An 18,833-nucleotide genomic window follows, 5' to 3' on the forward strand; every position below is an offset into this window, starting at 1 on the left:
GCTGATTATTTAAAATTAAAACCATCCGGATGGTTTTCCAGGCTGCCGGTCAACGCTGCAAACAGCACCGTTTTACCATCAATCGAGAGCGCATCGTTCACATTTAGCCAGGTGAGCTTCTCTTGCGACGTTTTCTCATCAATGGTCGAGAACAACCCCGTCATCTGATTAGATTTCTCGGACCACATCACCGCAATACGTTGCGAGCCGCAGTCATGCGGTTTGCACGCACTCATCACCTGATACGTCTCATCTCCCAACGTCACTGTTTGCGCGGGGGTATAAGTACCGCCTTTTATCACCCAGGCGGGCAACTTATGCCCTTCCACCATCTGATTAAACGCTGCTTTGGTGGCTTCACCCTTTGCCAGGCTGCTAATGGTTAAATCATCCTGCGCCATTGCACTGGTGGCGATGACCAAAGCGGCGACTGTCGTTATTGCCTTAAACATCATTCCTCCCGAGCTTATCCTGCCCATGTTATTAACGCCCTAAAGATTGGCTATAACACAGTAATTTGCAAATAAGATATTTCCAATATCAGCATTTGTTATCAATCTCTACCGCAGTAAGGTAATAACCCGATAAAGTGTTAAAGTTATAAAACCCCTCAAATAAAGGAGTTGTACACCGTGCCTGGTTTGAAGATTACGCTTTTGCAGCAACCGTTGGTGTGGATGGATGGTCCTGCCAACCTGCGCCATTTTGATCGTCAACTGGAAGGTATTACCGGGCGCGATGTGATCGTTCTACCGGAGATGTTTACCAGCGGCTTTGCCATGGAAGCTGCGGTTTCATCGCTAGCGCAAGATGATGTTGTGAACTGGATGACCGCTAAAGCGCAACAGTGCAATGCGCTGATTGCAGGCAGTGTTGCATTGCAAACGGACGCTGGTTCGGTTAATCGATTTTTGCTGGTAGAGCCAGGCGGCACGGTGCATTTTTATGATAAACGTCATCTGTTCCGGATGGCGGATGAACATCTGCATTATAAAGCAGGCAATGAGCGAGTGATTGTGCAATGGCGCGGCTGGCGTATTTTGCCGCTGGTGTGCTACGACCTGCGCTTTCCGGTGTGGTCGCGCAATCTCAATGATTATGACCTCGCAATCTACGTTGCCAACTGGCCTGCCCCGCGCTCTTTGCACTGGCAAGCATTGCTGACGGCCCGCGCGATTGAGAATCAGGCGTATGTCGCGGGATGTAATCGCGTCGGCAGCGATGGCAACGGCTGCCACTATCGCGGCGACAGCCGGGTGATTAATCCGCAAGGCGAGATTATCGCCACCGCCGAACCACATCAGGCTACGCGTATAGACGCTGAACTTTCGATGGTGGCGTTACGGGAGTATCGCGAAAAATTCCCGGCATGGCAGGATGCGGATGAGTTCAGGTTGTGGTGAAATCAGCGCCAGATAGGTGAGAGAAGCGGGAGTTGAGATCGGCACGAACCTTACCGTGAAGATCTCGGAGGGATGCCTAAGCCTGATCGCTGAAAGCGACGAAGTACAGGAACTGAGGAAGGAAATTTATCAGGTTAAACAGTCTGTTAAGGGGATGCGGGACGGGATGTTTAGTGTGATGAACGAGAGTTAAATAATAAAAAAGCCGGGAAGATGATCCCGGCTCATTATAAATTAAACTCGCTCACTTCTAAGTAAAATAAATTTTGCAGATTTCAATATGATGTATTTTAATTCAGAAGGTCTGGATGTATCATTAATATAAAGAAGATAATTATGTTCTGGATAATCCATCTCATCAGGTTCGTCATCTAATAAATCAATATTTTCCTTTAAGATAAAATGTTCATGCTTCTTATCACCTGAAATATAATAGACACCATGATAAGAACTATCCCTTTCGATAAAAAATATATTCAGCGACGACTCCAGTAATTCACGAGCCTCATTTAAATCTCTTCCAGAAAATCCATACAAATCATAGTAACTCATTGTTAACTCACAAATTATGGCAATATTATACTTGGTACTCTACCAGTTGCTGCTGGAATAGAGCCTGTTTAAGATTCTGTGTAAATGCCTTTTCTCAGAAGTGACCGTCCAGGCGGTCACCGAACTCGATAATAAAGCGGCTCATTGCCATTCGCCAGTCCTTCAACGGCATCGTCCATTTCTGGGACGCAGACTGGATTGCCAGCCACACCACTTTTTTCACCGAGTCGTCTGTCGGGAACACTTTACGCTTTTTGAGCGCATGGCGGATCACGCTGTTTAGCGACTCGATGGCATTCGTCGTATAGATCACTTTGCGGATGTCCGTTGGATAAGCGAAGAACGTGGCAAGATTCGGCCAGTTAGCCTGCCAGCTTCGGCTTATCTGAGGATAGCGACAGTCCCAGGCCGCAGCGAACGCTTCCAGTGCCTGCTGGCCTGCCTCTTCCGTGGGAGCCTGATAAATCGCTTTCAGGTCGCGAGTGACGGCTTTGTAGTCCTTCCATGACACGAAGCGCAGGCTGTTGCGCACCATATGCACGATGCATAACTGGATGCGGGCCTTCGGATATACTGTGTTGATGGCATCCGGGAAGCCTTTCAGGCCATCCACACAGGCGATGAGGATATCGTTCAGACCGCGGTTTTTCAGTTCAGTCAGCACATTGAGCCAGAACTTCGCCCCTTCATTTTCGGCCAGCCACATACCCAGCAGTTCTTTCTGACCTTCGATATTGATGCCCAGTGCCAGGAACACCGATTTGTTGATGACGCGACTGTCCTGCCGAACTTTCAGGACGATACAGTCAAGATAAACAATGGGGTAAACAGCATCCAGTGGTCGGTTTTGCCATTCTACAACCTGCTCCATCACGGCATCGGTAACCTTTGATATCAGTGCCGGTGAAACATCTGCGTCATACAGTTCTTTGAACGCAGCAGCTATCTCACGGGTGGTCATCCCTTTGGCATACAACGAGAGGATCTGGTTATCCATCCCGGTAATACGGGTCTGATTTTTCTTTACCAGTTGTGGTTCGAAGGTACCGTCACGATCGCGCGGAGTACGCAGTTCCAGTGGACCGTCGCCTGTGATAACGGTCTTTGTGGAAAAACCGTTGCGGGAGTTAGCTCCTGGTCTGGACTGATTTTTCTCATACCCAGGATGGTGTGTCATCTCTGCATTGAGAGCGGCTTCAACGCTGAGCTTTTTCAGCAGCCGATCAAACTGACTGAGGTCTTCAGGGGTTTTGAGGTTTTTGGCCAGTTCGTTAGCCAGAGCCTGTAACTGTTTTTCGTCCATAAATTAACCTTCATTTGATGCTGGATTGAACATATCAAAATCAGGCAATTACACAAATCTATGTACAGGCTCGGGAGATTAAATATCTCCCCGGTTTTTTAAACGCTTTAATTTAATCCTTTTGGTTTTATTTCAGGATGCTTTTCATATAACGGATTCATTATTTTAATAAGCATTCCACCCATTATAAAGCCAACCGCATCCCGGTATGCCTTAAATTCATCTTCATCACAGTGATGATTGAACAACAGCAACGGACTCATCAAGTTCCTTACCGAATTTCAACATTAATTCACTAATTAATATAGCTGTATTTTTATCGCTAACCATACACTCTCCTGTAATAAAAAATATCAACAACCTTGATTTTCTTTACATTCGTTAACACAATTCCAGAAAGCAAATCCGTTACTTTTTGTAGGTAAGGAAGAAAATGAACATTTACTGATACAATTATTTTCAACCATTTTGCACCTTAATAACTCACCAGGCTCACCTATATCGACACCACAAGTAATAAGACCAAGAGGATCAATATCTGTAATAGGATTCAATGGGTACGTGTAAGGGTTTAAACCACCTTTCAGCCCTATCGGATCCTGGCTGATAAACCGCCCGCACTCCGGCGCATAATATCTGAACAGATTGTAATGCAGCCCCGTTTCTTCGTCAAAGTACTGCCCCGGCAGTCGCAGCGGCTGTTCAAAGTACGCCCCGCTGTTGCTGATGTCGCCCCGGTTTTCACCAAATCCCGCCTGGTAGCCCGCCCACACCAGCGTTCCGTCCGCTACGCTCACCTCCTGCACCGTGCCCGTCACGTCCGTGTGGTAATACCAGATTTTCCGGCTTTCCCCGCGCCCCGTGACAGCCGCCACCGGCGTGTACGGCTGTTCCGCATCGTACAGGTACGTCCGCTTTCCCTGCCACGTTGTCTCCTGCAACAGCTGGAATCCTTCCCACACAAACGTCGTCCGCCGCTGTTCCCGCTGGTTCGTATGGCGGCCATACGTCGCCTTGCTGATACGCCTGCCCAGCGCATCGTACTGATACCGCGTCTCGCTGTTGCTGCTGATGACCCGCGTTAACTGACCTGTGCGTTCCACTCCAGTTGCTGTTCTCGCCGCTCTGTCAGTTCACCCCATTCGTTATAGCGGTAACGGTCACGCCCGTAGCCCGGCAGGCGGTTGTCCATCACCGCTCCCTGATATTCATCCGTCAGCAGGTTGCCTGCTTTGTCGTAATAATAATGGTCATGGTCGTACATCTGCCCCGTACGACCAGTCAGCCAGCCGCTCCGGTCATAGCTGAACACCAGGCAGCCACGCAGTTTGTCGTTAATGCCGCTGACTTCACCGTCTGCGTTCCAGATGTAATCCCGCCCCGTCACGCTGTCGCTCTGTGTCGGGGGATTTCCGGCCTGTTGCGGACTCCGGCTGCCGCCTGGCAGGCTGCGCTGCCAGCTTAACCGGTTGTCGGCGTTGTAGCCGCTGAACGTCGTCAGCGCCCCCTGGGTGCGCATCACCTGGCGGTGCAGACTGTCACGCTCATATTCACTGACCGTGATACCATCCAGCGCCGTCTGGAGCAGATGCCCGCTGCCGTAGTAAAGATGGCTGAGGTGCTGCCCGTCCGGTAACGTGATATCGGTGGGGTTGCCCAGCGCGTCACGCCGGTACTTTATGCTGCCGTGTACGCTGTGCTCTGCCGTCAGCCACCCGCTGCGGTCATACGCGAAGCGCACCCTGTCCGCCTGCATGTGGTGCAGACGCTCACCTTCTTCCGTGGGGGTGAGCGTCACCTCCGTTATCTGGTCAAGACGGTTGTAGCTGAAGGTCCGTGTACTGTGCTGCGTGTCACTGCGCAGCAGGCGACCCAGCACATCACGCTGCTGTTTCTCATTGCGCACCCCGCCTTCTGTACCCTGCGTCTGGATGATGACCGGATACCCGCCCGCATTCAGCGCAAACATCCGTATCAGGCCGTCCGGGCGCTGTTCTCCCGTCAGTCGTCCATCCGCATCGTGACTGAACCGGTAAAGCGCCCCGTTGCCGTTGCTCAGGCTGGCAATCCACCCCTCCGCAGTGTAATGCCAGCGCGTCTCCCGTTTCTCTTCATCCGTGTGGAGCGTCAACAGCCCCCGCGGCGTATACTGCCAGCTCTGTATACTGCCCGTAAGACGACGGTGGCTGCTCAGTAATCCCAGCGCGTTCCAGGTGTAACGGTCCTGCTGTTTGCCCGGATGGCTGACTGTCTCCGGCTGTCCCAGACGGTTATAGCTGATGTGTACCGTTTTCCCTTCCGCGTCCGTCACCGCCGTCAGGTTGCCGTCTTCATCGTATTCATAACCCGTGGCGCGCCCTGAACAGTCGGTGTAACGCACCAGTTGACCGCGCGCATCGTACACCAGCGCAACCAGGCCGCCCCTCGCATCCGTGCGGCTGACTGCCAGCCCCTGTTCATCATACCCGTAGCGCGTGACGCGTCCTTCCGGGTCTGTTTCCTGTATTACCTGACCGTGTTCGTTGTAACCCGCTTTCCACACATGGTCGTCATCCAGCGCACGACGAGTGATTTCATCAAAACTGCCGTTCCACTGCGTCTGTGTCACCCGGCCTGCCGGATCCGTCTCTTTCACCACCCGGCTCAGGGTGTCGTATTCCAGCGTTACCCTGCGTTCGCCGGGGAGTTCAACTGCTACGGGAAAATGGTTTTCGTTGTACGTGAAGCGGTACATCCTCCCGCCCGCCGTCCGGTGCGCAGTCACATACGTCTGTTCATCAAACCACCACTGCCACTTATGCCCCGGCCTGCCGGTAACCACCGTCTGCCCGCCAGCAAAATCATAGCGGAACCGGTAATCCTCGCCATCGCTGGTCGAGTGCTCCACCACCCTGGGAACCCCCTCAATCTCTTCCCAGCGGTAGGTACAGGTGAAGCCTGTCGCGTTGCGGTGCTCTGCCATCAGGCCATTTTCATAGGCGAACTGTCGCACTGCCACACCGGCCCGGTTCACCACATCGGTCAGTTGCCCGTTATTGTCGTAACGATATTCCACCAGGTTACCGGGACGTCCTCCCTTCACCAGTTCAATATGCGAAAGTCTTTCCCCCGCCGGGATCATTGTGCGGTGCAATAACAGATGGTGCCCGCTGCTGGAAGCCACCCGCACCAGCCTGCCGTTCTCTCGCCCGAAAGCTATACGCTGTCGGTAGGGCGTCTCTATAAAAAGTAACGGTGCGACGCCGTGGTCATCAAATTCATCAAATATGTAATAGCTGCGGTCGGTGTAATGCAGTACATAGCGTCCGTCATGCAGGCGGCTCAGGTAAAACTGCTCTTCCGGATCGAATATCTGGTGCCCCGGCGTCAGCATGTCTTTCGGATAACTTAACTCACGCCCCTGGCCGCCAATCAGAGTGATATATTTCTCATCGGTGCGCAGGGTTATTTCCCAGTTCAGCCGCCATCCTTTGCCCAGTAGCCCCTCAGTTTCCAGATGGCTGGCATAAAAGCGCGAACAGGTAACAGGCATGCGGCCCGGCAGGGTGAAATCCGTTTCCGGCAGCAGAATTTTTTGCCCGGTAGTTACATCAACCGGGTTGCTGAACAATCCCATAGCGGCCTCGGAAATGCCCATCCCGGCAATTTCGCCACCAATAAATTTTGCCGCGCATTTTGTGCCAAATTTCGAGCCCATCTTTGTCGCCTGACGCGAGGCTCCAGCCAGCCCCCCCAGCATTCCGGCGACCACATACAGCACATCCACAACCTGACGCAGCCAGTCCGGGATTTCCGGGCTGATTTCCAGTACCGTCTACGTACCGCCGCCGAAAAAGACATTGGGGGAGCCATCCTCAATCACCGCATCACATTCAGTATGATCATCTTTTCGGGCGGCAGGCTGACTGTTGATGTAGATGTTGCCGGAACCCTGGGCAATGCGGATTTCCGGAGAATGGTCTTCGCATATCACCGTACTCAGTACGGCGCGCGCGGCCGCCGTCAGCCTCCCTGCCGCATCATGCTCGTAGCGCGTGTGACGCTCACCGCCCAGGCTTCACCGCTGCGTGATGCGCGTCGTCTGTCCCAGCGCATACGTGATGTGAACCAGCCATCCGTCCCATCTGGTTGACAGCCTGACGCTTGATGATTTGCCGACGTCGTTTCCGCGCTTTGAGTCAGACCCCGAACAGTTGTGTGAGCATTGCTTGATACTGTTCCAGATTCTGACGGAACAGGTGCAGGGATCTGAAATGGAAGTAAGCGGCTCGTCAGAACCGTATTGATATTTACTGAGAGCTCAGATCAACTTTCCAGGGCAACAGATCGCGTACCCGGTTTGCCGGCCAGTCCTGGATATGTTCAATGACGTAACGCAGCCACTTTTCTGGCTCCACATTGTTCAGACGGCATGTGCCGATCAGCGAGTACAACACCGCCGCATGTTCACCACCGCTGTCGGAACCCGCGAACATCCAGTTTTTCCGGCCTACGGCCACTCCCCGTAAGGCGTTCTCTGCGATGTTGTTGTCGATTTCCACCCAGCCATTACTGCAGTACACGTTCAGGGCATCCCACTGTTTCAGCAGGTATGCGAACGCTTTTGCCGTATCTGAGTGACGCGACAGTGTTTTCATCTGTTGCTGTATCCAGTCATACAGTGACTGCATCAGTGGCGCGGCTCTGGCTTTTCTTGCCGCCAGACGCTGTTCTGCTGAACAGCCCCGGACCTCTGCCTCGATAGCATACAGTTCACCGATACGCTGCAGGGCTTCCGTGGTGATGTCGGTGGGCGCTCTTGCATGCACATCGTGGATTTTTCTCCGGGCATGAGCCATACACGCGGCTTCCGTTATTCTGCCGGATTCGTATAACACCCGGTAACCACCGTAAGCATCGGCCTGAAGCACACCGCTGTAACCGGCCAGGTGATTTTGTGGATGGATACCTTTCCGGTCCGGACTGTACGCGAACCAGACCGCCGGGGGCATCTGTGAACCGGCGTTGCGGTCATCACGGACGTAGACCCACAGCCGGGCTGTCCGGGTTTTACCGCTGCCCGGCTCCTGGACCGGGACGGGGATATCATCGGCATGGACTTTACCGGGCATCAGCACATACTGGCGCAGGACGTCATACAGCGGCTCCAGCAGTTCAGCAACGGCACCGGTCCAGCGCCCCAGTGTGGCACGGCTCAGCTCCACTCCCTGACGACGGTATATTTCTGACTGGCGGTATAACGGCAGATGGTCTGCATATTTCCCGGTGACAACATGGGCCAGAAGCCCCGCTCCGGCATAACTGCGTGCAATGGGTTTTGAAGGTACTGGTGCCTGCACGATATGGTCGCACCGGCAACAGGCCAGTTTCGGACGTTGTGTTTCGATAACCTTAAAGGCGCTGCTGATAAGCTCCAGTTGCTCTGACACATCACATCCCAGAGAACTGAGTTCACCACCACAGGCAGGACAGCATTCCTCTTCCGGCCGGATAACCCGGGTTTCACGGGGAAGTGAGGCCGGTAACGGTTTACGGGCTGAAGACTGGCGCAGGGCGGATGGCAGTACCGGGTCATATTGCTCACCCAGCGTTTCCGCCATTTCTTCCTGAAGTGCGCTGATTCGCTCCTGAGCTTCCTGTATCTGCCGTTCGGTTTTTGCACGAAGTTTTTCTGAGCTTTTACCGAACTGCATACGTTGCAGTTTCGCAACCAGCGCCTTCAGCCGGTTGATTTCGGAAGCATAAGCCGCCACCCGCTGTGAGAGCAGGCGGTTGTATTCAGCCATCTGGCGGATGGTGTCCTGTTGCGTCTGCAACAGTGCCCGCAGGCGGGCGTTCTCATGAGCAAGTGAGGTGTCCATATCCTCACTTTACAACGGGTTATATGCGGATTCCAGCGCGTTCCGTTCGTTTCGGGTGCTTCCAGTTGATACCTTCAGGAAGCATGGATAACTGAGCCGGAGTAAGGTGCACCTTGCCGTCACGGGTGACTGGCCAGACGAAGCGGCCCCGCTCCAGGCGTTTGGTGAAGAGGCACAGTCCGTCACTGTCAGCCCACAACACTTTTATCTGGTCACCCCGGCGTCCGCGGAAGATGAACAGGTGTCCGGAGAACGGGTCATCCTTCAGGACGTTCTGAACTTTTGATGCCAGGCCGTTAAAGCCATTTCGCATGTCGGTGATACCTGCAACCAGCCAGATACGCGAACCGGCAGGGAGAGATATCATCAGTGGCTGCTCCCTTTTATTTCGCGGATAAGTGTCTGTAATAACGCCGGCGTCAGTTTACCTTTAAGCCTGAGAGTTCCGGCCGGCAGAACCAGCTCACAACACAGACTGTCGGACGGTGTATTTATCTGCTCTGGTTCCTGTGCGGGGGCCGGGATTTTATTATCCGGCTCCGGCGTTAACGTCACGGGAAGCAGTGCCGGCATATTTTTTCCGGAAGGCAGCAGGCCACCTTTCCGGTATTGATGGCGCCAGTTGAAGAGCAGGTTATCGTTGATTCCGTTTTCCCGGGCGATCTGCGCCACACAGGCTCCGGGCTGCAGTGACTGCTCCACTAAGGCGATTTTAAACTCATAAGGGAAGTTGGGCCGCCGGGGACGTTTTTTTACCACGGGGGCTTCGGATATAACGGTGCTTTCAGGACGTACGACTGGTACCGTGGAAAATTGTCCGTAAAGGCAGGCATCAAGTTCCTGCTCCGACATGCCTGCGGGCAAAGGCCACGAAAGGCCAGCTCTCCGAAAGCGCACGAACATACTACAAACTGTTGATTTTGGTACACCCAGGCGACGCCCGGCCACAACCCGGGGTAAATGTTCTTCAAAGTGAAGACGTAAAGCTTCAGTGATCCAGGTCCGGTGTTTCATACGATAGTGTCCATTAAAAATGATGGACATTATTTTTGTAGAGCCGGAGGAAACAGACCAGACGGTTTAAATGAGCCGGTTACAAATGGAACAACCTCTGACGGGACTATTGTGTGAACTGGTCTGGTTCTTTGCAGCAAAACTGAAAGCACCGCGCTGGCTACGTACAACTGATGGTGTGGTGTTTATCAAAGATCTGATCGAGTCATAATATTGATCCCCCGGATTTCTGCTCGCATACGCTGGCTGAAATCTGGGGAAGTGTGGGAGGGGAAGATAATTTAATATCTACAACTTAAAGTCGAGAATCTGAACGAGGCTCTATGGCGATGAAACCAATCCGCTGCAACATCACTATCCCATGGCCCAGCCCCCCAATAACCCATTATACATTCCTCAACAAATTAATTTAACAACCACCAAATCGTGATGGCTCTGTTTAGTATCAGGCTATACTCCGTTGTGATTAATAATATAATCAGACGAGAACGTGAATTAGTTTTTAATACACTCATTTACCCATACATAAATCAGCTCGCAACATCAAAGAACTGTTAATTAATTAAAAATCACTGTACGAATATTTATTTAATATCCAAATTGCGCCATGACTTTTATCAGCCCCGGCAGGACAATTACATCATGAAATTTTTTATATAGTCTTCCATATACTCCACATCTCCCACATACTTACAACACCACTTGCATGGAGTAGTGGCATCATAGTTTGGATGAGGTAAGATATAGCCTTCGGCGAATACATATTCCATTGCTCCTGATTCACCGACACCTACCTCCATATATAAATAGATATAATCTCCCTCACGTAAAACTATTTTCTCTCCTGAAAAATCATTAATTGCGTCTGATTTTGATAACCCGACACCACTTCCACATATAAAAGAGGATATCAAATCAAACTCTATATGTTCGTTATCCATATCGGCATAAACTCTATGTCGCAAGTTTCTATAAACTCGATTAGCAATTTGTGTTGACACTTTTTTCGAACCCTCTTCCACTTTTAGGTACTGGATTTTCTTCGGTTTTAAATAAAACTTCTGCCTGCTCAGCGGTAATACCGCTAACTGTTGCGTGATTAGATCCATTTGTTCCATTTGTCGAATTGAATACACCGTCTAAAATAATTTTTCCACCGGCTTTTTCTATGTCTGCGACCGTTGTTACACCAACAGTACCATTTTTGTACGGTTGAGCTAGAACCTCAATTGGGGCACCTGGCTTCGCTTGTGTAGACACCCCATTTAATGTTCCATCAGCATTTGTAGAAACTCCACTACCATGTGTAAATTGATCGGCAAGGCATGTGCCACCTCTACACACTAAATCAGTATCAGCCAAAATATCATGCAACCCCCACGGATCAATCCACCCCAGCGCATTCGGCGCATACCGGTAAAGATTTATCCCCCCCCGCCAACCCAATCGGGTCACTGCTCAAAAACCGTCCAGGCACATCCGGGTCGTAATACCTGAACAGATTATAATGCAGCCCGCTTTCCCTGTCATAATACTGCCCCGCCAGCCGCAGGTTTTGCTCAAATCCTCCCGGACCGCTGAGGTCCGCCTGCATCCGGCCCCACGCCTGCCAGCAGCCGTCCCACACCACCTTTCCCGTTTCATCCGTCACCGTCCTTATCCGCAATGACGGGTCTGTCTGGTAGTGGTAAATATCCTCCCGGCCTGCACGTCGCTCTGCGCATGCCACCGGCACCGGGCTACGGGCGTCGCCGTAAATATAGGTCTTCCGGCTTTCGCCCGTCCGCTCCTCCAGCAGCCGCGTTCCCTGCCACAGAAAATGGGTTTCGTTTTCCGCCCTGTCCTGCATGTCGGTGCGCGTCACCTTGTGGGTCCGGCGGCCCAGCGCGTCGTAGCGGTAGTGCGTCGTCCGGTCGCCCGATATCACCCGCAGCAGATGACCGTCGGCGTCCCAAGCCAGCGTTTTCTCGCTGCGGCCCTCCCCGCGCAGGATGACCTGACCCCATTCATCGTATTCGTAACGGTATTTGCCCCACGCCCTGACGCGGTTGTCCGCCACCGTTTCGTACTCATTCACCGGGTTGCCCGCTTTATCCCAGTGAAAACGTTCCTGCACGCCCTGTGCCGGAGAGTGGCTGCGCAGCCAGCCTGCACGGTCGTAGTCATACAGCTCCGCACCGTGCGGCCCCGTCTCCATTATCAGCTCGCCGTCCGCGCTGTAGCGCCAGTCCTTCCGGTTCTCGCTTTCTTCCGCTGATGGAATGCCGCTCCCGGCGTACTCTCCCCGGATTATCCGCTGCCACGCCATCTGCCCGCTTCGCGTGTAACCGCTGTACTGCGTCAGTGCCCCCTGGCTGCGTATTATCTCCCGGTGCAGGCCGTCACGCGTGATGTCACTCACCAGCCTGCCGTTATACCGGATACCCTGCACGTGCCCGCTACCGTACATCAGCCATTCCGTCTTTCTGCCGTCCGGCAGCGTCAGGCTCTCCGGGTTGCCCAGCGCATCGCGCCGGTAACGAATCGCCCCCTGTGCGCCCTGTTCTGCCGTCAGCATCCCGGCCCGGTCGTAGTCAAACGCCACCCGGTCTGCCGCCACCCCTTCCGCTGCCCCGGCCTCCGTCGGCGTCAGCACCACCTCCATCACCTGGTCCAGACGGTTATAGCCGTAGCGCCGTTCACTGTGGCCGCTGATGGCCGCCGTCAGCCTCCCTGCCGCGTCATGCTCGTAGCGCGTGTGCCGCTCACCGCCCAGGCTCCCCCGCTGCGTGATGCCCGTAAGCTGGTTATGCTGCCAGTGGTACACCCGCGCCGTGCCGTCCGGCCTGCGCTCTTCTTGCACCCGGCCCGCCGCATCGTGCGCAAAGCGGTACGCCGCCCCGTTGCCGTTTATCAGCCCCAGCAGTTCACCGTATTCACCGTACTCCTGCCGCTCCTGCCGCCCTTCCGCATCGGTGTACGAGGCGGTGAAGCCCTCCGGCGTGTACGTCCACCCCTCCGTCGCCCCCGACGGCTGAACATGCCGCGTCAGCCGGTTCAGCGCGTTCCACTCGTAATGTTCACTTTTCAGGTCCGGGCGCGTCACCGTCTGCGGCAGGCCCGTCACCGTATGCGTGACACGCGTCGTCTGTCCCAGCGCATCCGTGATGTGAACCAGCCAGCCATCCTCACTGTAGCCATAGCGTGTGGTTTTACCTGAACAGTCGGTGTACGCCAGCAGTTCGCCCCGCGTGCTGTATTCCGGGTGCGAGACGCCGCCGCGCGCATCCGTCACTTTTACCGGCTGGCCGTCTGCGCCGTATTCCACCTCTGTGATGTGGTTTTCCGGGTCAGCTCGTTTCACCATCCGGTAATGGGCATCGTACTCCGTGCGCCACTCTCGGCCATCGTCCAACCGCACCCGGCTTAACAGCGAGGCGTTGCCGTACCACTCCAACACCGTTTCGCGTCCCAGCGTATCCGTCACCTTCACCGGGCGGCTTAATACGTCATATTCCATGTGGGTTTCAGCGCCGTCCGGGCCTTTGACGGCTACCGGCCAGTTATTACCGTTGTACTCGTAGTGATATTCGCCACCGTCGGTATCCACATAGCGCGTTACGCTGCCCTGCGGCGTGTAGTACCAGTGGCGCTCACGTCCCCGCGTGTCCGTCACCACCGTATGCCCGCCTTCCGGGGCATACACAAAACGCCAGGCCGCGCCGCGACTGTTGCTGTGTTCCACCACCCGCTGCGTACCGTTCACTTCGGCATAACGGTAACGGCAGACAAAACCCGTGGCGTTGGCATGTTCCGTCATCCGTCCATCGGTATAGGCAAAACGGCGCACCATCGCGCCGCCACGGTTCGTGACAGAGGCCAGATAACCGTTGTCATCGTAGCCATAATGCACCAGCCAGCCACCGCTGCCACCCTGTAGCTCTTCAATACCTGACAGGCGAGTATGGCCATTCACCTCTGTGTAATGCATAAGCAACAGATGACCGGCATCGTCCCCCATCCGCTGTAACTTGCCGTGCTGCCACTCAAAGCGGATCGCTTGTTGCTGGCTGTCTTCCATGCGCGATAGTCGCATCACACCGTTACCATCCGGGCGGCCAAAGAGGTAAAAGTCCATCTCTGGGGTGTGTGCTACATAAAATCCATCATCAAGACGAGACAGGTACAACTTTTCTGCTGGGTCGTACCACTGCTGGCCCAGGTTCAGCGGCTGCGAGTGATGCTCTCGTCCCTGACGATCGGTGTAAATCAGCCCATTTTCCGTTTCCTGTAACGTCAGTTCCCACGGCATTCTCCAGCCACCGCCCAACATTCCCTGTCTTTCCAGCGCACTGGAATAGAACCGCTGGCACACGATCGGTAAGCGACCCGGTAGAACAAAATCTGTTTCATCGTCCGGCAGCAATACCTTGCGACCATCGGTGACGTCTACCGGAAAACCGAATAGCCCTGCCGCATAGCTGATGGCCGCATTCGTGGCAACAAAACCGGCAAAATAGCCCGCCGAAAACTTCAGGACGCAACGCCAGGTTGAGATACTCATCTTGCTTAAAGCCGCACCTAGTCCCCCCAAAAAACCGGCCGCCATAAACAGCCAGCCTGTCGATATCCGCCAGCTATCTGGTACCTCCGGGGTTATTGGCAGGTAAGCCTTTGCACCTCCACCTAAGAAAACGTTGTCAGAACCATCACTGATTTTCGCGTCACACTGCGTCCTGTCCCCTTTGCGCGCTGCCGCCTTACTGTTTATGAAAATGTTCGTGGAGCCCTCTGCTACCCGCGTCACTGGAGGGTGTTTTTCGCACGTTGCGGTACTGCGTTCGACTATTGCTGCCTTCCGACTGTTGGTGAAGACGTTATGCGAGCCTTCCGTTATTTTTCCGGTAACAACTGTGTGCTTTCTCCCTTCTGCCTCTCCCACCTCCAGTATGCCGAGGCCTATTTTGCCAATCAGGAACCCCATAAAAAGGCCAAGAAAAAAACCACACCCAAAAATTACCAGGGCAGCAGATGCCACTGCAATAAACACCGCTCCAACAATGGCCCCTAAAATAAAACCCATTGCTGCCTGAGTATGTTCTATTGGATCGTACAGCCGAGCCGCTTCATACATGAACTAATCCTTAAGGCGCTCCGCGCCTGATTTCCTTTTTAACGGCATAGCAAATTTTGAATAACATCCCTCTCGCGAAATAATGCCCCACAAAAATGTAAGTAAGCATATATATTTCATGGGGATTTTGTTAAACGGGATGACATTGTCTGACATCATTAAAACAACAAAAAGAAAGGCCATTCATTTACAGTCAACAACACCCTGTATATTATAAATGGAATATTTTATATTCTGTTTATATATCTCGCGTCACAAAGCTACTTAACCAATCACTCCATGATTGTATTTGCCCGGCATCCGGTTTTTGTTTGCTGGTCAGCGTAAAAATCAGTACCAGGCCATCCACGTTCACCTGAAACGCCGCCTGATACTGCCAGACAATACCTCCCTGTTTATGCGTTGCAGCAATCTGTTCGCCCTCTATAGCCTGTTCACCACTGCCCAGCCTGGCAGTTTCTCGTTTAAGTACACGATGTTCTTTCAGCCGCTGTTTAAGTATTTTTAATTGTTGATCCACATATCCGGACAGTGTTTCACCGGGTTTTAACTGTGCGCGAGTTATGCTCAGATTGATGAGTGAATTTTCTGGCCCACCTAAAACCAGCATATTCACGGTGTGATCACTGAATCCTTCCGGCATGGCAATACTGCCTTCGCTAAAATTAAGACGGGTATTTTTTGTCATATATTATCCTTTGGTTCAAAAATAATAGCAGCAAGGCAATCTCTATTTTTTTCTTTAAACCCAAACGATATTCCCCCCCAAGCAGATACGGAGGTAAATACCGTCTCATCATCCAGAGAGCCACCTCTTGGTGCTTGTGTGATTTTTAATTGCGGATATTGAGCCTTTACTTCAGACAATGATACACAGGATCCACTGATATCCAGAACGAGTATCCCACTACGAGTAGCGATGCTACTGCGCCTTAAATTAACCTTGTCAATTCTGATATTATCTAAAGCAGGTCAGGAACTTGAAAAAGATATCTGTATATCTGTTTTACTTTCTTCCTTAAAATGAACACCCATTATTTTTTCAATACCCGGCCTGGTAAAGGAACGTTCATTCATAACTTCCGCAACCATTCCCCATAACTTTTTCATTTCAACCTCTGCATAGGCAATATTATATGGAATAAGAATTAACAAACACAAAAATCTATTACTGATTATCATAATTTAGATCGTACCCATCACCATAGTAGCCGTAATAAGACTGCCCCCTTGCTGAAGTAACCTCTCCATTACCATAAATTTTCCCTATTACATTTCTGGCCTTTTCTGAATCTCCATCTTTAATCAAAACCAGAAATACATTAAGAATTTTTAGGTTTAGGTTAAACTGGTGGCTCATTTTCCTTTATTGGCGATGGTGCAACTTCATCTGCTGTTAATACCTTTCCACCATCCGGGTTGATGTTCACCGGTGCGCCAATAATTGTCGTTCCGGCACTGGTGGTCTGCTGTAACGTTTTGCCGCAAATAACAATATTACCGTCTTTATCCATTACTATTGCTGACTCACCGCAGCGCAACGTTAGTTTCTCCCCAGCTTCCAGGCGATATTCCTTACCCACCAGAATAAACTGCATCAACTCCACAGTCAGATCGTCATTTTTTACAACAGTCGTGGTGCGGTTTTTGTTAATCGTATTCGTTTCATTTTTAATAATGGTTTTCGTCCGATCTGCCTTTACCGTGTGTGTTTCGTTATTTTTCACTACGGTATTCAGATCTTTTTCCGCAAGAAACTTCACTTCTTCCGCACCCGTTTTGTCATCAAAGCGCAGCATGTTTCCGTTCGTCGGCCCGCCCTTTAACGAGTGACTGAATATCCCGCTCTGCGACGCCATGCCCGGTAGCCCCCACGGTGGCATGGTGTCCTGGTTGTAGGTGCGCCCGATGATTATCGGTAAATCCGGGTCACCATTTTTAAAGTCCACCAGTACTTCCTGGCCGATGCGCGGGATCTGGATCATGCCGAATCCTTTCCCCGCCCACGGATAGCTGACACGGATCCAGCAGGAGCTGTTTTCGTCATTGTTACCGTAACGATCCCAGCCAAACTGCACCTTCACCCGCCCATATTTATCCGTCCAGATTTCCTGCCCCGCCGGGCCGGTGACGATAGCGCTCTGCGGGCCTTTGGTGTGGGGTTTGCTCAGGGTTCGCTGTGGACGGTAAACTTCGCAGGTGGGGTGCAGTTCAAACGTGGTGACATAGGTAAAATGCTGGTTCTGACCGCTGTGCTGCGCATTATCCCGTAAAAACAGCGTGGTCTGTACCAACAGGTAATCCTGGTTAACTTCTGCCGTCGGATGATTCATCAGCGTGAAGGTGTAGCCCGTCATGAGGGTGCGGATATTTCCCGCCCCGCCAACACGGCTGCCGGGGCTGCGCTGTGCTTCCATACGAATGCGCGTCAGCATCTCACCTTCTCCCGTAGTGAAGTAATCACCAGGCCATTCGTAATGCTCATATTCAGCATGACCGGTATCGCGCGGACTAGCTACGGTACTTTTCAGCAGCGAACGTGGCTTCATAAAATCAAAATCGTCCAGCACCCACTTTCCAGTACGCAGCTTCTCACTGGCCGTAATGGTGTGGATAAACTCCTTATCCAGCTTCAGTCCTTCCTGGTGCCACTCCACCAGCGGCGAGTCCGGGCATGCTTTATGACCATTGATGGCATCAGCCAGCACCAGCGTGTGGCTGTTCTCACTGTGTTCAAACCACCAGTAAATCCCCCATTCCTGCATCAGGCGCTGAATGAAATCAAAGTCAGTTTCACCGTACTGTACCTGCCAGGCGCGGGGCGGATAATTTTCCACCAGCCGCTTTTCCACCGGAAAGGAATATTCATCCAGTACTTCACTGAGAATATCCACCACGGTTTTGTTCTGGAAAGCTTTGTAGTCACTGGTGTGGGTCAGCAGTTTCAGCCACGGTTCAATGCGTAATTCATACGTGACCGAACGTCCCTCATGGCCGACTACCCGCGCAGCGGTCACCAGCCCGCTGATATACCGTTTTCCGCCACCGTCCAGTTCGATACTGACGCACAGATCTCTGCCCACCATCGGCTTGAGCGGCAGATTGGCGGCGGGCGAAACGTAGCCCAGGTTCAGGGTGTCTGGAGTTTTAAGCTGCACAGTGTAGGAAAACAGATTTCCAAGCCCTTCCGAACCATTCATCCCCGCGAACAACAGCATCTGCGGTGGCACCGCACTACCGCTTACAGTGATGTTATGCGCCCCCGGTCCACCGGCTGCAAGCGACGCCACCGCATCCTGAACTGCGCCAGCCATATCCGAGATCCCTGCCGCCGCAGCGGCGGCCTGCGCTGCGGCTACCGCCGCTTTCACCAGTCCCGATGGTTCCGGCAGCGCACCAAACAGATCCGCTGCTGCCTGTTCTGCCATCTGTTCGGCTGCATCAGCTACATCTGTTGCGGCTGAACCTGCGCTTACAGCACTACTTTCTCCGGCTATTGGCGGCGTGGTGATGGCTGGCCCACCATTACTGCCAGATTTATTACCCGTAGATACAAAACTCATGATATTTATTCCTTTAATATCGGA

The 18,833-nt window shown here is 52.7% G+C and carries 16 protein-coding genes and 2 pseudogenes; 3 read left to right on the forward strand and 15 right to left on the reverse strand.

Going from position 1 to position 18,833, the window contains the following annotated elements:
- Positions 1-5 precede the first annotated feature (5 nt).
- Positions 6-452, reverse strand: coding sequence for an Ivy family C-type lysozyme inhibitor (gene ivy / locus C1192_RS11615; protein ID WP_016248344.1), 447 nt, complete (start codon positions 450-452; stop codon positions 6-8).
- A gap of 180 nt (positions 453-632) precedes the next feature.
- Between ivy and yafV the strand changes: the two genes are divergently transcribed.
- On the forward strand, positions 633-1,403 hold the full coding sequence (gene yafV / locus C1192_RS11620) for a 2-oxoglutaramate amidase (RefSeq protein WP_001118059.1): 771 nt from the start codon (positions 633-635) through the stop codon (positions 1,401-1,403).
- Between the two features lie 16 nt (positions 1,404-1,419).
- Positions 1,420-1,596, forward strand: coding sequence for a SymE family type I addiction module toxin (locus tag C1192_RS26200; protein WP_426472710.1), 177 nt, complete (start codon positions 1,420-1,422; stop codon positions 1,594-1,596).
- Positions 1,597-1,637: 41 nt separating this feature from the next.
- Here C1192_RS26200 and C1192_RS11630 read toward each other — a convergent pair whose 3' ends face one another.
- The 7 genes and pseudogenes from C1192_RS11630 to tnpA all read right to left on the reverse strand — a co-directional run bounded on the left by C1192_RS11630 (position 1,638) and on the right by tnpA (position 10,163).
- Positions 1,638-1,955 carry a hypothetical protein gene (locus tag C1192_RS11630; RefSeq protein WP_016248343.1) on the reverse strand — a complete coding sequence of 106 codons (318 nt, stop codon included), beginning with the start codon at positions 1,953-1,955 and terminating at the stop codon, positions 1,638-1,640.
- A gap of 94 nt (positions 1,956-2,049) precedes the next feature.
- Positions 2,050-3,258: an IS256-like element IS1414 family transposase gene (locus C1192_RS11640; RefSeq protein WP_103194764.1), complete on the reverse strand. Its 1,209-nt coding sequence runs from the start codon at positions 3,256-3,258 to the stop codon at positions 2,050-2,052.
- 107 nt (positions 3,259-3,365) lie between these two features.
- Positions 3,366-3,646 (reverse strand): annotated as a pseudogene (locus C1192_RS11645) (hypothetical protein).
- Between the two features lie 130 nt (positions 3,647-3,776).
- Positions 3,777-7,306: pseudogene (locus tag C1192_RS25490) on the reverse strand (RHS repeat-associated core domain-containing protein); the annotation flags it as partial.
- A gap of 241 nt (positions 7,307-7,547) precedes the next feature.
- Positions 7,548-9,119, reverse strand: a complete 1,572-nt coding sequence (locus tag C1192_RS11660) for an IS66-like element ISCro1 family transposase (RefSeq protein ID WP_103194767.1) — start codon at positions 9,117-9,119, stop codon at positions 7,548-7,550.
- A gap of 19 nt (positions 9,120-9,138) precedes the next feature.
- A complete protein-coding gene (gene tnpB / locus C1192_RS11665) occupies positions 9,139-9,486 on the reverse strand; it encodes an IS66 family insertion sequence element accessory protein TnpB (RefSeq protein WP_069906977.1) in 348 nt (115 codons plus the stop codon).
- On the reverse strand, positions 9,486-10,163 hold the full coding sequence (gene tnpA / locus C1192_RS11670) for an IS66-like element accessory protein TnpA (protein ID WP_001339397.1): 678 nt from the start codon (positions 10,161-10,163) through the stop codon (positions 9,486-9,488). Before tnpA ends, tnpB begins: the two co-directional genes overlap by 1 nt.
- Before the next feature lie 40 nt (positions 10,164-10,203).
- Between tnpA and C1192_RS25320 the strand changes: the two genes are divergently transcribed.
- Positions 10,204-10,344, forward strand: coding sequence for a hypothetical protein (locus C1192_RS25320; RefSeq protein ID WP_167389281.1), 141 nt, complete (start codon positions 10,204-10,206; stop codon positions 10,342-10,344).
- Between the two features lie 424 nt (positions 10,345-10,768).
- Here the strand turns inward: C1192_RS25320 and C1192_RS25140 are convergent, their stop codons facing one another.
- From C1192_RS25140 to C1192_RS11705, 7 genes are all read right to left on the reverse strand, one after another.
- The gene (locus C1192_RS25140) at positions 10,769-11,074 is read right to left on the reverse strand and encodes a hypothetical protein (protein WP_158650416.1); all 306 of its coding nucleotides are present in this window, start codon (positions 11,072-11,074) and stop codon (positions 10,769-10,771) included.
- Between the two features lie 40 nt (positions 11,075-11,114).
- The gene (locus C1192_RS25145; protein ID WP_154663955.1) at positions 11,115-11,495 is read right to left on the reverse strand and encodes a hypothetical protein; all 381 of its coding nucleotides are present in this window, start codon (positions 11,493-11,495) and stop codon (positions 11,115-11,117) included.
- 22 nt (positions 11,496-11,517) lie between these two features.
- A complete protein-coding gene (locus C1192_RS11685; protein ID WP_072041569.1) occupies positions 11,518-15,246 on the reverse strand; it encodes a DUF6531 domain-containing protein in 3,729 nt (1,242 codons plus the stop codon).
- A 238-nt stretch (positions 15,247-15,484) separates the two neighbouring features.
- A complete protein-coding gene (locus C1192_RS11690; protein ID WP_016248324.1) occupies positions 15,485-15,934 on the reverse strand; it encodes a DcrB-related protein in 450 nt (149 codons plus the stop codon).
- Positions 15,931-16,113, reverse strand: a complete 183-nt coding sequence (locus C1192_RS25150) for a hypothetical protein (protein ID WP_154663956.1) — start codon at positions 16,111-16,113, stop codon at positions 15,931-15,933. The genes C1192_RS11690 and C1192_RS25150 overlap by 4 nt, the downstream gene beginning before the upstream one ends.
- 105 nt (positions 16,114-16,218) lie before the next feature.
- A complete protein-coding gene (locus C1192_RS11695) occupies positions 16,219-16,428 on the reverse strand; it encodes a hypothetical protein (protein ID WP_024193545.1) in 210 nt (69 codons plus the stop codon).
- Between the two features lie 161 nt (positions 16,429-16,589).
- The gene (locus C1192_RS11705; RefSeq protein WP_038354620.1) at positions 16,590-18,809 is read right to left on the reverse strand and encodes a type VI secretion system Vgr family protein; all 2,220 of its coding nucleotides are present in this window, start codon (positions 18,807-18,809) and stop codon (positions 16,590-16,592) included.
- Positions 18,810-18,833 lie beyond the last annotated feature (24 nt).

The organism is Escherichia marmotae, assembly GCF_002900365.1.
Lineage (GTDB): Bacteria > Pseudomonadota > Gammaproteobacteria > Enterobacterales > Enterobacteriaceae > Escherichia > Escherichia marmotae.

Coding starts and splice junctions, on each gene's coding strand:
- ivy (WP_016248344.1), bottom strand. CDS start 452: ATGTTTAAGGCAATAACGACAGTCGCCGCTTTGGTCATCGCCACCAGT.
- C1192_RS11630 (WP_016248343.1), bottom strand. CDS start 1,955: ATGAGTTACTATGATTTGTATGGATTTTCTGGAAGAGATTTAAATGAG.
- C1192_RS11640 (WP_103194764.1), bottom strand. CDS start 3,258: ATGGACGAAAAACAGTTACAGGCTCTGGCTAACGAACTGGCCAAAAAC.
- C1192_RS11660 (WP_103194767.1), bottom strand. CDS start 9,119: ATGGACACCTCACTTGCTCATGAGAACGCCCGCCTGCGGGCACTGTTG.
- tnpB (WP_069906977.1), bottom strand. CDS start 9,486: ATGATATCTCTCCCTGCCGGTTCGCGTATCTGGCTGGTTGCAGGTATC.
- tnpA (WP_001339397.1), bottom strand. CDS start 10,163: ATGTCCATCATTTTTAATGGACACTATCGTATGAAACACCGGACCTGG.
- C1192_RS25320 (WP_167389281.1), top strand. CDS start 10,204: ATGAGCCGGTTACAAATGGAACAACCTCTGACGGGACTATTGTGTGAA.
- C1192_RS25140 (WP_158650416.1), bottom strand. CDS start 11,074: ATGGATAACGAACATATAGAGTTTGATTTGATATCCTCTTTTATATGT.
- C1192_RS11685 (WP_072041569.1), bottom strand. CDS start 15,246: ATGTATGAAGCGGCTCGGCTGTACGATCCAATAGAACATACTCAGGCA.
- C1192_RS11690 (WP_016248324.1), bottom strand. CDS start 15,934: ATGACAAAAAATACCCGTCTTAATTTTAGCGAAGGCAGTATTGCCATG.
- C1192_RS11695 (WP_024193545.1), bottom strand. CDS start 16,428: ATGATAATCAGTAATAGATTTTTGTGTTTGTTAATTCTTATTCCATAT.
- C1192_RS11705 (WP_038354620.1), bottom strand. CDS start 18,809: ATGAGTTTTGTATCTACGGGTAATAAATCTGGCAGTAATGGTGGGCCA.